The sequence below is a fragment of the Flavobacterium sp. WG21 genome, assembly GCF_000335775.1.
Lineage (GTDB): Bacteria > Bacteroidota > Bacteroidia > Flavobacteriales > Flavobacteriaceae > Flavobacterium > Flavobacterium tructae.
On sequence record NZ_AMYW01000003.1, the window covers coordinates 226,428 to 240,349 of the forward strand.

12 protein-coding genes and 1 pseudogene are annotated in these 13,922 nt (G+C 35.8%); 9 read left to right on the top strand and 4 right to left on the bottom strand.

Going from position 1 to position 13,922, the window contains the following annotated elements:
- The first annotated feature begins 163 nt into the window (after positions 1-163).
- The 5 genes from C245_RS24475 to C245_RS0104175 all read left to right on the top strand — a co-directional run bounded on the left by C245_RS24475 (position 164) and on the right by C245_RS0104175 (position 4,081).
- A complete protein-coding gene (locus C245_RS24475; protein ID WP_232424321.1) occupies positions 164-307 on the top strand; it encodes a hypothetical protein in 144 nt (47 codons plus the stop codon).
- A gap of 12 nt (positions 308-319) precedes the next feature.
- Positions 320-475: a hypothetical protein gene (locus C245_RS24185; protein ID WP_017495322.1), complete on the top strand. Its 156-nt coding sequence runs from the start codon at positions 320-322 to the stop codon at positions 473-475.
- A 117-nt stretch (positions 476-592) separates the two neighbouring features.
- A complete protein-coding gene (locus C245_RS0104165; protein WP_017495323.1) occupies positions 593-790 on the top strand; it encodes a hypothetical protein in 198 nt (65 codons plus the stop codon).
- Complete coding sequence (locus C245_RS0104170) at positions 787-1,929, top strand: HlyD family secretion protein (protein ID WP_017495324.1); 1,143 nt, start codon at positions 787-789, stop codon at positions 1,927-1,929. The genes C245_RS0104165 and C245_RS0104170 overlap by 4 nt, the downstream gene beginning before the upstream one ends.
- A 1-nt stretch (position 1,930) precedes the next feature.
- On the top strand, positions 1,931-4,081 hold the full coding sequence (locus C245_RS0104175) for a peptidase domain-containing ABC transporter (RefSeq protein WP_017495325.1): 2,151 nt from the start codon (positions 1,931-1,933) through the stop codon (positions 4,079-4,081).
- A 173-nt stretch (positions 4,082-4,254) separates the two neighbouring features.
- Here the strand turns inward: C245_RS0104175 and C245_RS0104180 are convergent, their stop codons facing one another.
- Positions 4,255-5,262: a virulence RhuM family protein gene (locus C245_RS0104180; RefSeq protein ID WP_017495326.1), complete on the bottom strand. Its 1,008-nt coding sequence runs from the start codon at positions 5,260-5,262 to the stop codon at positions 4,255-4,257.
- Positions 5,263-5,929: 667 nt separating this feature from the next.
- On the opposite strand from C245_RS0104180, the gene C245_RS0104185 reads away from it, so the two are divergent.
- Entirely contained in the window at positions 5,930-7,384 is a 1,455-nt protein-coding gene (locus C245_RS0104185) for a glycosyltransferase family 2 protein (RefSeq protein WP_017495327.1), read from the top strand.
- Positions 7,385-7,708: 324 nt separating this feature from the next.
- Here C245_RS0104185 and C245_RS0104190 read toward each other — a convergent pair whose 3' ends face one another.
- The 3 genes from C245_RS0104190 to nagA all read right to left on the bottom strand — a co-directional run bounded on the left by C245_RS0104190 (position 7,709) and on the right by nagA (position 11,397).
- Complete coding sequence (locus C245_RS0104190) at positions 7,709-8,719, bottom strand: hypothetical protein (protein ID WP_232424322.1); 1,011 nt, start codon at positions 8,717-8,719, stop codon at positions 7,709-7,711.
- 14 nt (positions 8,720-8,733) lie between these two features.
- Entirely contained in the window at positions 8,734-9,972 is a 1,239-nt protein-coding gene (locus C245_RS0104195) for a hypothetical protein (protein WP_017495329.1), read from the bottom strand.
- Positions 9,973-10,257: 285 nt separating this feature from the next.
- On the bottom strand, positions 10,258-11,397 hold the full coding sequence (gene nagA / locus C245_RS0104200; RefSeq protein WP_017495330.1) for an N-acetylglucosamine-6-phosphate deacetylase: 1,140 nt from the start codon (positions 11,395-11,397) through the stop codon (positions 10,258-10,260).
- Between the two features lie 376 nt (positions 11,398-11,773).
- Here nagA and C245_RS0104205 point away from each other — a divergent pair, with 376 nt between their 5' ends.
- From C245_RS0104205 to C245_RS22670, 3 genes and pseudogenes are all read left to right on the top strand, one after another.
- Entirely contained in the window at positions 11,774-12,370 is a 597-nt protein-coding gene (locus C245_RS0104205; protein WP_017495331.1) for a TetR/AcrR family transcriptional regulator, read from the top strand.
- A 6-nt stretch (positions 12,371-12,376) separates the two neighbouring features.
- Positions 12,377-12,604, top strand: a complete 228-nt coding sequence (locus C245_RS0104210) for a hypothetical protein (RefSeq protein WP_017495332.1) — start codon at positions 12,377-12,379, stop codon at positions 12,602-12,604.
- Positions 12,605-12,723: 119 nt separating this feature from the next.
- A pseudogene (locus tag C245_RS22670) lies at positions 12,724-13,895 on the top strand (MFS transporter).
- Positions 13,896-13,922: the final 27 nt, after the last annotated feature.

Consider the following 13,922-nt stretch of genomic DNA (forward strand, 5'->3'; position numbering starts at 1 on the left):
ACAAATGAGACTTTTTTGAGTAAAAAAGACAACGAAATAGCGTACGTAATTTATGCACTAATATTCTTTCCCGTGATGTTTTACTTTACAGGGACCGTGTGCGGAGCGGCTTTATATTATTTATTACCTTAATTATATTTTAGAAATTATGAATTTAGAAAATTTGAATTTAGTAGAGCTTAGTGCTCCGGAAGTAGAAGAAATTGAAGGTGGTACTATGCCATATACAGGAGGTACTATGTGGGCAGGTCGAGAGGTATTCAAATTTGCAAAAGGCTTCATTAACGGATTTTTAGACAATCTTTAATTAAAAAGGAGTATGGAAAATTTAATTGAGTTAAACGAATTTGAAATGTTGAATATTGAAGGAGGTTCTTCCGAAGAATGGGGGTATCGAATGGGAAGAGCATTGGCTAAAACAGTTAAGCAATGTGCTAATTTATTTGGTACTGTTTCCGTTCTTTTTGCACTCTAATCATAAGATTCGTTTTTTTACTGAATGAAAAACTGAATGAAAAGGAGTTGTTTTTTAAGCTTTTAATAGTAAAAAATGACTCCTTTATCTATACATGCAACTTAATAAAATCAAAAGTTGAAAACAAAAATAGTTAAAATATTACTCATTGTGATGTCTGCGGCTGCAGTTGTCCATTTAATTAAATCTATTATTGAACCAAGATTTGGTTATGATGTTTTTGGCTTTGAAGCAGATATATGGAGTTATAGGATTTATGCGGTTTTACAGATATTTATATTTGTGAAGACATATTTAAAAATAAAAGAAGAATGAACTTCAGTTCAGACCCAATAAACACGCTGGAAAATCTTATTGCTAAAAATAAAACCAGGAGCTTTTCTATTTATTTTGTTATCCTTTTGTTTATCATTGTTTTCTTGACACTTTTGCCTGTTATCAAAGTGGATATTAGCAGTCAGAGTCGTGGTATTGTTCGCAGTAGAACCGATAATGTACCTGTTGCAACGATGGTTAGTGGAAGGGTGAATTGGATCAATTTAAAGAATAACGGAGTTGTACGAAAAGGAGACACACTTTTAAAAATTGCTAAAGAAAATTTGGAGAGTGATAAAAGGACTCAGGATACTTTATCAAAATCTGTTTCAGCACTGCTCAGAGACGTTTCAGTACTTTTGCAGAATAAAACGAATCATTTATTGACCACAACAGCACGAGAGGATCTATTGAAATTTCAGTCTGGGAAAAATGAATTACAAAGTAAGATCACGCAGGCACAAATCAATTTTGACCGCAATAAAATTTTGTATGATAAAGAAATTATTGCCAAGGCCGATTTTGAAAAACTTGAATATGAATTACGTCTGTCCAAACAAGCCTTGCAAAGTTTCATAAGTCAGCAAAAATTAACCTGGGAAAACCAAAAGAGAGATTTAGAAGATCGCTTAAAGAACCTGAATGGCGCTGTCGCTAAGATAAATGCAGAATCGAATAATTATGTTGTTTTGGCTCCGGTTTCCGGAACAATCGAAAACTATTCAGGTATTCAAAAAGGCTCCTTTATAAATGCTTCCCAATCTATCGCAGCCATTTCATCGACAGATCATCTTATTGTCGAATGTAATGTTTCTCCCAATGATATCGGTCTTATTAAGAGAAATCAGAAAGTCAAATTTCAGATAGATGCCTTCAACTACAACCAATGGGGTTTGTTAGAAGGAAAAGTGATTGATGTTGATCGTAATATTACGCTGCAAAACGATCAGGCTTTTTTTAAGGTACGATGCGCTTTAAATTCAAGTACCTTACAACTCAAATCAGGTTATAAGGCAAATATTTCCAAAGGAATGACCTTAACAGCAAGATACATAATTACCCGAAGAAGTTTGTTTGATTTGTTATTTGACAAAATAGACAATTGGTTAAACCCAAAACAAAGAGCAAATAACAAATAAAATGAGTTCAATAAAAATAAAACAACATGATGTTAAAGATTGTGGCGCTGCTTGTCTGTCATCTATTGGAAGTCATTTTAAAGTTAATCTGCCTATAGCTAGAATACGCCAGTTTGCTAATACCGATAAACGAGGTACCAATGTTTTGGGGATTATTGAAGGCGCGGAAAAAATGGGTTTTACTGCCAAAGGAGTCAAAGGTGGTTTAGATGCCTTAGATAAAATTCCACTTCCGGCAATTGCACATGTTGTCATCAAACAACAGTTACAGCATTACGTAGTAATTTATAAGGTAGAAAAATCTAAAATCACGGTCATGGATCCGGGTTTAGGCAAAATGGAGCACTATACTTTCGAAGAATTTCAAAAAATATGGTCGGGAGTATTGATTCTCTTTGCTCCCAATGAAGATTTTAAAACAGTAAACGAAAAAATAGCACCCTTAAAAAGGTTTTGGAATTTAATCCAACCCCATAAAACGATCTTACTTCAGGCTCTGGTTGGAGCCATTTTGTTCACCGTCTTGGGACTGGCGATGTCTGTTTACATCCAAAAAATAACGGACTACGTTTTGGTAGATGGCAATCGAAAACTGCTTAATTTATTGAGCCTTTCTATGATAGCAATAATTTTGCTGCAAGCCTATATTGGCTCCAAAAAGAGTGTTTTTGTGATGAAAACGGGACAATTAATCGATGCAAAATTAATTCTGGGGTACTATAAACATTTATTGCATTTGCCACAGCGCTTTTTTGATACCATGCAAATAGGGGAAATTACTTCAAGAATAAGTGATGCGGTAAAAATTCGCTCGTTTATAAACGAAGTAGCCATTGAAATGATTGTCAACCTCTTTATTGTTGTTTTTTCATTTGTATTAATGTTTACGTATTACTGGAAATTGGCCTTGGTAATTGTTTTGGTGATTCCGTTTTACGCCGTGATCTATTTTGTTTTAAATAAATTCAACAAAAAAGTGGAACGAACTATCATGGAGAATGCTGCCGAACTGCAAACACAATTGGTCGAAAGTATTACCCATGTCAGGACAGTAAAGGAATTTGGAATCGAAGATTTTTCTAATCTAAAGGCGGAAAACAAATTCGTGAAGCTGTTATTTACGACCTACAAATCAGGTTTAAATGGAATCTTTGCAGGAACTTCTACACAATTTTTAGCTTCGGCTTTTACTATAGTTTTAATGTGGATCGGATCGGGTTATGTAATCGACAGAGCCATTACTCCGGGAGAACTATTCTCTTTTTATGCCTTGATTGGTTATTTTACTTCTCCGGTTGCTTCTTTAATCAACATGAATAAGACAGCTCAGAATGCCTTAATTGCAGCAGACCGGCTTTTTGAAATTATGGATCTGGAAAGAGAAGAAACAGAAAATAAAATAGAATTACAGAAAGAGCATTTAGGAGATATCAGGTTTGAAAATGTCTCTTTCAAATATGGATCCCGTCTGGAAGTTTTTAAAAACTTTAATGCAGTATTTAAAAAGAATCAGACAACAGCAATAGTAGGAGAAAGCGGCAGTGGAAAAACAACTTTAATTTCATTGCTGCAAAATTTGTATCCTATCAAAGAAGGTAAGATTTATATTGGAGAATATGATTCACAGTTTGTTCATTACCAGAGTTTGCGAAAAGTGATAGGAGTTATTCCCCAACAGCTTAATTTGTTTTCCGGAAATATTATCGAGAATATTGCTTTAGGCGATTCGTTTCCGAATATTCAAAGCATTTTGGATTTGTCCAAACAGCTGGGAATAACTCATTTTGTTGAGAAATTACCCAACGGATTTGAAACACAAATTGGAGAAAATGGAGCTATGTTGTCAGGTGGGCAAAAACAAAGAATTGCCATTGCCAGGGCATTATACAAAAATCCGGATATTCTATTAATGGATGAAGCCACAGCATCATTAGATACAGCCTCTGAAAAAATGGTGAAAGAGGTGATCGATAATTTTAAAACTCAGGGAAAAACAATCATTGTTATTGCCCACCGTTTAAGTACAATTGCTAATGCAGATACCATATTGGTTATGAAAAACGGAACGATCGTCGAATCAGGAAGTCATTTTGAATTGTTAAATCAGGAATCGGAATATTATAATCTTTGGGGTAAACAAAATTTGGTTTAGATGGGCTTTAAATTAGAACGATTGATTTTGTGCCATAAAAACTTCTGGTACGTGCAATTGCCCTAACCCAGACTGGAGCGGTATCCTTTTTCTTGCTCCCTTAGTAAGGAAAAGATACAAGCGGATGGTTGCTAAGAGCTTTTTAATGTTTTCTGTAAGTTATTTTGATGCAGTTATTTCTTCAATTTTTTAATATCGGCTTCAATTTCTTTTAAGCTTTGTTCGATCTCTATTGATTTTCTACTTTCTTTAAATTTTTCAAATTCTTGGGTAGATTTATCCAGAGCCATTTGATGACTAATTTTACCAGCGTGCGATAATAACTCTCTTCCGTTGAGTTGTAAAATACTGTCGAGACGTTCTGCCCAATCTTTCATGTACATGGGAGTTTGTTGTTGTGCCATGGTTTCGGCAAATGCTAAATATTGCTCTACTAATAACCCTAGAAGTTTTATTTCATCTTCAGTAAGGTAATTTTTGGCGATGTTAACATCTGTTTTCTGAACTGTTTGAGCATCTCTTTTATCAAAAGACTGCATTCCTAATAATGGTAAAGAAGCATCTACTCTTCGGTAGACTAATTCAGCTGCAGTATTTTGAGAAATTGCCCACAGGAGTTTATTTTGCACAATTTTGAAAAATGAAATTGTTTTTTCGTCTTTGGCATCATAATCAATACTTGTGGTGTAAATGTCTTTTATTTTTTGGTAGAAGAATTTTTCAGATATTCGAATCTCACGAATGCGTTGTTGCAATTCGTTAAAGTAATTCATGGTATTACCTGATTTAAAACGGTCATCATTCAAGGCGAAACCTTTTACTATGTATTCTTTTAGTCTTTGGGTTGCCCAAATACGAAATTGCGTTCCCTGAAGTGATTTTACTCTGTAACCTACAGAAATTATGACATCAAGATTGTAATGTTTAACATTGTTTTCTTGTGTTTTTCCCTCAATGGCTCCATGTAAAGAGGTTAGTCGGAAATCCCGACATACCACTTTTTCGTCTAGTTCGCCTTCTTTAAAAACATTAGTAATGTGCTCCGTAATAGTAGATCTTCCTTTGCCAAAAAGCAACGCAATTTGTGCCTGAGTTAACCAAACTGTTTCTTCTTCAAGTCGTACATCGATTTTAATATTGCCCTCCTGATTTTGATATATAAGTATTTCTCCCGTGTTCATAATTTATACTATTCTTTCATAAAATTTGTTCCTATATTCTTTACTTCCGGACTGTTGATGCGCTACTGCAAAAAATAATCTGATTGCTAAAGTATTGAATAAAAGCGTAAGATTAGTAGATAAAAACTGTAAAGTATAGGAGTAGATGTCTGTTTTATGAATAAATTTTATTTTTAACACATTTAAGAATATTCTTATGTAATTTTATCCCTAGCCCCGATGGAAGTGAAAATCCTTTTGTGCCCGCGGCGGCGGATACAAAAGATTGAAACGGACAGCGGGAAATAGCTCCAAAAAAAACTCCAAACCTGAAACTTCAAATTCCAAAAATCCTTCGACTTCGCTCAGGATAACAATAATAAACACCAGAAAACGTTATTTCTAAACTTCGTCATGCTCAAAGGCCACAAAACCTCAACTTAAAACCTCAACGTAAAACCTCTCAAAACCCCAGTAAAAACTGTATACTGTATACGAAAACGTGTAATAATTACACACTTAAAAATGACGCAAAACCGCTAATTCATTAGAAATCAGTAAAAGAATAATTATGGCATAACGCTTGCAAAATGGCATTAGTATAAAATTTTCTCCATTAATCAAAATGTAGCATCGGAGGGAAAGAATTAAATAAGAGCCATTAGAAAGCAATCAAAAGTAATGTCATATGAAAAGTGAAACCTTAACATCAGAACAGTTTTATACTTCAAATCCAGATCTTAATACCGAACAAGCCTTAAACAGTTCCATTTTTCGTATTACTAACGTCAATGCAACTTCAAAGAAAGTAAGCGAGCGTACCAAAAGTAAGACGGGGTTGTTTGTACTGGTAAGTACATTTATCCTAATGTTTATTGGGGCTTATACTGCTTATCAGCTGCAAGCCGATTTCGATCAGTTTCAGTTGGAGCGAATAAATTCAAGCTGGGGATTTCCTTTCCTGATACTCGCAGGTGTATTGTTTGTATTTCAGGCCGGAGTTTTCCTGTACAATTTATACTTGTATTTTACTTATAAACCAATCGAATCCGTTTCGGACGAAATGTTGCCAACCTGTACTGTGATTGTTCCGGCGTATAATGAAGGGAAACTGGTTTGGGATACTTTGATGAGTTTGGCTGACAGTGATTTCCCGGAGCAAAAAATGCAAATATTAGCGGTTGACGACGGAAGTAAAGACGATACCTGGTACTGGATGCAGCAAGCAAAAATAAAATTAGGGGATCGTTTGACGATTTTTCAGCAACCTGAAAATAGAGGAAAACGTCATGCCTTACACCGTGGATTCGAATTGGGAACGGGAGAAATCTTTGTTACGGTAGACAGTGATTCAATTGTAAAAAAAGATACTTTAAGAAACTTAGTGAGTCCGTTTGTTGTAGATGAAAAATGTGGTGCAGTAGCCGGAAATGTTCATGTACTGAACAGCAAAAAAGCAATTTTACCAAAAATGCTGAATGTGAGTTTTGTGATGAGTTTTGAGTTTATGCGTTCTGCCGAAAGTCAGTTAGGGTCTGTGCTTTGTACTCCGGGAGCAGCGGCAGCTTACAGAAAAACCTCGGTTTTTGCTTGTTTGGACGAATGGATCAATCAGACTTTTATGGGACAGCCATCAGACATTGGTGAAGACCGTGCCATGACCAATATGATTTTGAGACAAGGGCAGCATGTGTTGTTTCAGAGGAATGCTTATGTATTGACCAACGTGCCGGAAGAATATACCGGATTGTATAAGATGTTTATCAGATGGAGCAGAAGTAATGTGCGTGAGAACATCGCTATGGCAAAGTATGTTTTTACAGATTTCAGAAGTGAATCTAAATTTGGAGCACGTCTTTTATTTGTGAGTCAATCTATGAAGATGATTATGGCGTATCCGTTTATGTTTTTTATGTTCTTTTTCATCGCGGTACATCCGATATTGTTTTTAAGTTCTACACTTTTAGCGATTTTAATCGTATCGAGTTTTCCGGTATTGTTTTACACCAAAAGATATAATTTTGCCGATTCACTTTGGGCTTATTCGTACAGTGTTTTTTATACATTCAGTTTGTTTTGGATTACACCGTATGCTATCGTTACAGCCAATAAAAAAGGCTGGCTGACCCGTGGATTGGCCTAGAAAAAAATATTGTAATTAAAAAAATAGAAATTGATTTGTTTTTTTAGGACTCCTTCTCATCTGAGCAGGAGTTTTTTATTTTTGGAAGAATTAGGAATTGGGATTTAAAAAAGAAAGAATCTGAAGTCGTATGATTCTTGTGCTGTTTTTTAACTACAAGGTGCGCAAAGGTTTACGCGAAGATCGCTGGATAGTTGTGATAAAATTGACTTATCTGTATTATGGAGAATGGGAGAAGCGATTCTGATTACTATACTTTGTTTCAATAAAAAAACCTCTAAAGTTTTAAGTTTAGAGGTTTCAATATTTTAAAAGCGTGAACGATTATCGCTGTTCCGTAATTGTTGCTTTATTAAGCTTTATAACTCTGATTTTCTTGTTGGTATTATCAGATAAATACAAACGATCGTTTAATTGTGCTACACCAACAATACTTCCAAATGGATTTTGTCCCATAATATCAAGAGCATTTACTCTTGGAGTATAGATTCGATCCTTGAATTCTCCTTTTGGATACAGACGCAAGTAGTTGTTGCTCCCTATATTTTCGGATGTAATGGTCCAGTCTTTAGAAAAACTTATGGCCGTAGGCTCCGCGGCAGCAAAAACTGCTGTTACAGGTTTTATGGGTTCAGTTAAAGAGGCAGCAGCATTAGTTTTAATAGACTCAATGTTGTAATACAGGTAACTTTTGGCATCTCTTCCGGCTACTACTAAATTGCCTGCATCTATATCCATAGCATACACCTCATCCCAACCGTTTAAAGTGTTTAATTTAGCAATTGGCTTTAAATTCCAATCACTGCTATCAGTAATTTGGGTAGTTTGAAAAACTTTGATTGAGGTTTCTTTTTCTTTTACGAAGATTAAACCATCTTTAACCACAACACCAAAAACGTGCACAAAAGTATTCCACCACTGACCGTTTCCAACTGTATTGATTCCGGCATTTGTAATCTCATCCAGTACAAATAGTCTGGAATCGACACTCCCGATATAAAGACGTCCGCTATCTACACAAACTGAAGTAAGTTTGGTAAACGGAATTGTAGTGGCTCCTTTAGTATAAGCCGAGATCGTTTTGATATAAGCCATCGAAACAGCATCAAAAACTTCCAGTACATCGCCATTACAAACGTATAATTTATTGTTGGCAACCGTAATTCCTTTAGGATCTAAAGTTCCCGTTCCTGCACCAATTTGAGCCGCTGTGATGGAAGCTTCTTCCGTTGGAAAGTAATAATCGTATTTTGTTGGTTCACTGCCGTTTGAAGAATCATCGCTACAAGCTGTAAAAAGACAGAGTAGGATGAATAAAAAAGATATTTTGTTCATGATAGTTTTGTAGGTTATTTCCATTTTCCTTCTCCTTTATATTTTACTAAAAATGGGTTTTTAGGATCAATTTTGAAAACAGGCTTTTTATAAGATTGACTTAGATAGCTTGTTTTTGTATATCCTTTTAATACATCAGGATCTGTAAAAGGAAGATCATTCAAAGAGATGAGGTATTTATAGAAATCAGTAAACATTCCTTGTTGACCACCGCCTTCGCCACTGTTGCATAAGTTACTACTGTGACTGTAGCCGGAGTGGTGAGAGTATTCGTGGGTCCAAACTGACATATCACCAACCCAATGTCCGGTCACATAACCAGATTCCCATTGTGAGGCTAAAGCTCCACCTCCCCAGGCAGAACCACCTCCTACCATCGCCATATTCAGAGTCCGGCTATCGATATAAGTGTTATAGGCTTGTTCAATTTGGGCTTTGCTAAGATAATCGTAAACCCCATCTTTGTCTTCAGCATTTCCGTGCCAGTTTAAAGCACCGTTTATACCTGCTCCGGCTGCTGTTGCCTGTTCTTTTTTATAACGGTCAAAATTCATAAAAGTATCATAATACAAAGGATGACTTATAGCATAGGAATAGTTAATAATCATAGTGATCGCTTCTTTAGCCAAAACAGGATTCATTGGTAAAAATTTATTAGGATCATCAGCAGGATTATTAAGGTGATATTGGGTGCTGAATTGTACGAGTCGATTTGATTTGATTCTTTTGAACATCGCAAATAAAGGATCAGTTGATTCTACCGAAAATTCGATTGCTCCCGAAGAGAAACCATCAATTTTATCAATAGTAACAGCCTTACCACCTTCAAGTTGATAGTCATGAGTTCCATTTACTAATGGAATTTGATGTGCCGAACGGTGAAAAGCAGGGACTGATGTAAATTCAAAAAGCAAAAATCGCTTGTCATAGTTAGGTAATTTTGCATACACTTTTACATCTTTAAGTCCAACTGGAGAATAAAGAGAAATTTGTACAGAATCTTTGCCTTTTTGAATAATTTGCATGGGCTGATTAACGCGAAACCAGCGGTTTTTGTTGTCATACATTTTTGAAGAATTTTCATTGTCTTCAAACATCGTCATTGGTCGGTTTTCTTGAGGTAAAGCTGTCGCATCAATGGCGGGCAAATAATTGGCTTTGTAGCTGTCACCTTTTGAATCATCATCGCTGCATCCGAATAATATGCCTGCGAAAAAGACAAAAGGTAAAAAATAAGAAATGGGTTTTCTCATAGGATTAGTAGGTTAAATTTGGGTTTATATAAAAAATTGTTGTTGTTTAAATCAATTTTTAAGTTTTGTTTTTGGGGCAATTTTGGGCAAAGTTAAAAAACTTATTCACATTTAGTTTCAGGAGGGTAACAATTGGTGCTGTTTAGGGAATGATTGATTATTCTGATTTATTTTTTCCGGGTTGTTTCATAATAATACAAGTTAAAAACGCTACTATACTCCATAAGAAATCGAGTTTAAGGAAAGTCAAAAAATTACTGTAAAATCTATTTTTCTTTCCTTATTCTATGAAATAAATAACGGTGTTTTCGAAAAATTTAAGGTTTTTATTTCAGATAAATTATCATTGAACTGAACAAAACTTGCAGGAAACCCCGGCTTTATTTTTCCAATTTGATTTTCCAGACCTATTGCAGCAGCTACGCGCGAAGTGGCCATTTGAATGGCTTCGTCTGCTGAAACTCCCAGATGATTGTAAGCATTCTGAACGGCTTCCAGCATCGAGATTGTCGCTCCGGCCAGACTACCTTCACTGTTTCGGTAAAAGCCGTCTTCAAGGTATGCATCGAAATGATTCCATTTAAAACTGGCAATTTTTCGCCCCAGGAAAGTGGCATCACTAATCAAAAAGAACTTATCCTGTTTTAATCTGTAGGCTAATTTCGCAGCAGCATAATCACAATGTGCACCGTCTAAAATAACTGGGGCATATACATTTTCATTTTCTAAAGAGGCACCAACCAAACCGGGTTCGCGATGTCCGAATTGTGTCATTGCATTGAATAAATGAGTAACAAGTTTAATGCCTTTTGAAAAATAAACCTGTGCTTGTTGGTACGTTACAGTCGAATGTCCGATTGAAATTACAATGCCGCTTTCAATCAACATGTTGAGTTGTTGCTCGGTAAAACATTCCGGGGCAATGGTGATTACTTTAATCACATCTTTTCCTAATCGGATAATTTCTTCAAGTTCCTCATTAGTAGGCTTACGAACCTGATCAATAGGATGTGCGCCACGTTTTAGCGGATTCAGAAAAGGGCCTTCCAGATGCATTCCTATTACACCGTTGGGGTATTTTTTCATGTAACTTCGTACCGCTTCAATTCCGTTTATGATAGTTTCTCTTGAAGAAGAAATCAAACACGGAAGTATATGAGTCGTACCGTATTGAAGACTTGTATCATAAATGTCCTGAATGGTTTCCTCGGTAGGGGTTTGACTGAAATACAATTTTTCGCCTCCGTTGATTTGAATATCAATAAATCCGGGAGCAATATGTTTGCCTTTTAAATCAATCGTTTCGATATCATTTGGAGTTTCTTTTTGAACAGAAAGGATGATTCCGTTTTCAATGATGATTACTCCGTTGGTAATAATTTCGTCACCCGTGTGTACAGTGGCATTGATAATGGCTTGTTTCATTTTTTAGTGTATTTATTAGTTTAGTGGAAATAACAGAATAAGTGTTATTTGCATTTAAAAGATAATGACCTCTGTGTTTGCAGATGTAAATGTACTGGGCGCTATTGGTCAACCAATTTAAGCTAAAACGTACAAAGTACATTTGATAAATTGAACTTTCTGCATTTTTCATAATAAATTCCAATAGTACCGTAGAGTAGGACTGGTAAACTTGAACAAACTAAAGCTTCGGGGAGCTAAAATGCTATTGTTTTGTCCTGTAGAAATCCGTATAATTTTGTTTGTGAGGTCATTATTTTTTCAGTTCACAAAAATAATTTTAAATAAAAGAATGTTCATTCATTTATTATACTATATTTGTGCTAAAATAATCAGTATGAGAGCAAGAGATGTCGACAAAGAAAAATTAGTAATCGAAATGGCAATTGATCAGATTGTTCAGGAAGGATTTCAGGGTTTTAGTATGAACAAGCTGGCGAAGGCCTGTTCTATTTCTGTTGGCACGCTTTACATCTATTACAAAGACAAAGATGATTTAATTCAAAAAATAGGTGCCATTATCGCGCTGAAGTTTTTTACCAGCACCGTGAAGAATTTTTCGCCCGAAATGTCATTTGAGGAAGGTTTATGGAAACAGTGGGAAAACCGCGCCAACTTTACCATGAAATATCCCAAGGAAGTTGCATTTTTTGAAATTGTCAAACATTCCCCTCATTCAGAGATCATTCTGGATTCTATTCAGGAGTTTGCAGATTTTAGAAGGATTATGAAAACGTTTATAGAAAACGGCTTGCGCAATAACGAGTTGATTCCTATGACATTTGAGGCTTTTTGGAGTGTTGCCTACGGGCCTTTGTACACTTTATTGAACTTACATACTGAAGGTAAGAGTATGGGAGGAAAGCCCTTTACACTTACTAAGGAAATTATGAAAGAAGCCTTTCAGGCCACTGTAAAAGGACTAAAACCATGAAAAGTTATGGAAACAAATTTAAGTACAATACATATTTTTAAAACAAACATTGGTGACAAAGACCCTAATTGTCCCATCCGTCAAAAACTTGACACTCATTCAGACATTCAGCAATGGAGCATTGACTGCGAAGATGTTGATTGCGTTCTCAGAGTTGTTTCAGAAACATTACATCCTGAAATTATTATTGATATGGTCACATCCTTTGGCCATGAATGTCAAGAGTTAGACTAAACTAATACATTTTATAAAGAATGAAAAAAAACACTACAGAAAGCCCGGCTTTCTCGACACATCAAAAAATCATTATTGCGATATTAGCGCTTTTGCAGTTCACCGTGATACTCGATTTTATGGTTATTTCTCCCTTAGGAGATATTTTAATGAAAACCCTGAACATGACACCGGCAAATTTTGGTTTTACCGTTTCTGCCTACGCCTTTAGTGCTGGAGCTTCAGGATTGCTCGCTGCAGGTTTTGCAGATAAGTTTGACCGAAAAAAACTTTTAATTTTTTTTACATCGGATTTATTATAGGTACCGTTTTCTGCGCACTTTCAACCAGTTATGTAATGCTGCTTTTGGCAAGGATTGTGACCGGACTTTTTGGAGGGGTAATAGGATCTGTTTCCCTGGCGATTGTAACGGATTTGTTCGTGATTCACCAACGCGGACGTGTGATGGGATTTATTCAAATGGCATTTGCTTCCAGTCAGATTTTAGGAATTCCGGTAGGCTTGTATTTTGCCAATCACTGGGGATGGCATTCGGCTTTTATTATGATTGCAGTTCTGGCCGTATTGATACTTATTGCCATTATCACTCAGATGAAACCGATCACCAAACATTTAGAAGTACAATCAGACAAAAGTCCTTTTTTACATCTGTGGCATACCCTGAGTAACAAACAATATCAGGTTGGTTTTATGTCTATTGCTTTTCTTTCGGTTGGAGGTTTTATGCTACAGCCCTTTGGAAGTGCCTTTTTAGTCAACAATATTCACATCAGTCAGCTCGAATTGCCAATGGTCTTTTTCTTTACCGGACTTTCGGTACTTTTCATCATGCCTTTGGTGGGTAAGTTGAGTGATAAAGTCAGTAAGTTCAAACTGTTTGCGGCCGGATCTATACTTTCGGTTATTATGATTATCATTTACACCAACCTTGGTCCGGTACCTCTTTGGCAAATCGTAGTGCTTACTATGATTATGTTTATGGGTATTATGAGTCGAATGATCCCCGCTACAACATTAAACACAGCTATTCCCGGATTGGAAGATCGTGGTGCTTATATGTCGATCTCTTCTTCTTTGCAGCAAATTGCAGGTGGAATTGCCGCGGTTTGTGCCGGGTTTATTGTTCATCAGAAAACAAAAACATCACCTCTTGAAAACTATGATATTTTAGGATATGTAATTGCGGTAATTACACTTTCGACCATATTTTTGATTTGGAGAGTCAATAAACTGGTGAAATCAAAAGATACAGCTGCTCTTACTCCGGTTCCGGAAATGGTAGAAGTTTAATTTTTTAGATTTCAAATCATAAGAAAG

Coding starts and splice junctions, on each gene's coding strand:
- C245_RS24185 (WP_017495322.1), top strand. CDS start 320: ATGGAAAATTTAATTGAGTTAAACGAATTTGAAATGTTGAATATTGAA.
- C245_RS0104170 (WP_017495324.1), top strand. CDS start 787: ATGAACTTCAGTTCAGACCCAATAAACACGCTGGAAAATCTTATTGCT.
- C245_RS0104175 (WP_017495325.1), top strand. CDS start 1,931: ATGAGTTCAATAAAAATAAAACAACATGATGTTAAAGATTGTGGCGCT.
- C245_RS0104180 (WP_017495326.1), bottom strand. CDS start 5,262: ATGAACACGGGAGAAATACTTATATATCAAAATCAGGAGGGCAATATT.
- C245_RS0104185 (WP_017495327.1), top strand. CDS start 5,930: ATGAAAAGTGAAACCTTAACATCAGAACAGTTTTATACTTCAAATCCA.
- C245_RS0104190 (WP_232424322.1), bottom strand. CDS start 8,719: ATGAACAAAATATCTTTTTTATTCATCCTACTCTGTCTTTTTACAGCT.
- C245_RS0104195 (WP_017495329.1), bottom strand. CDS start 9,972: ATGAGAAAACCCATTTCTTATTTTTTACCTTTTGTCTTTTTCGCAGGC.
- nagA (WP_017495330.1), bottom strand. CDS start 11,397: ATGAAACAAGCCATTATCAATGCCACTGTACACACGGGTGACGAAATT.
- C245_RS0104205 (WP_017495331.1), top strand. CDS start 11,774: ATGAGAGCAAGAGATGTCGACAAAGAAAAATTAGTAATCGAAATGGCA.
- C245_RS0104210 (WP_017495332.1), top strand. CDS start 12,377: ATGGAAACAAATTTAAGTACAATACATATTTTTAAAACAAACATTGGT.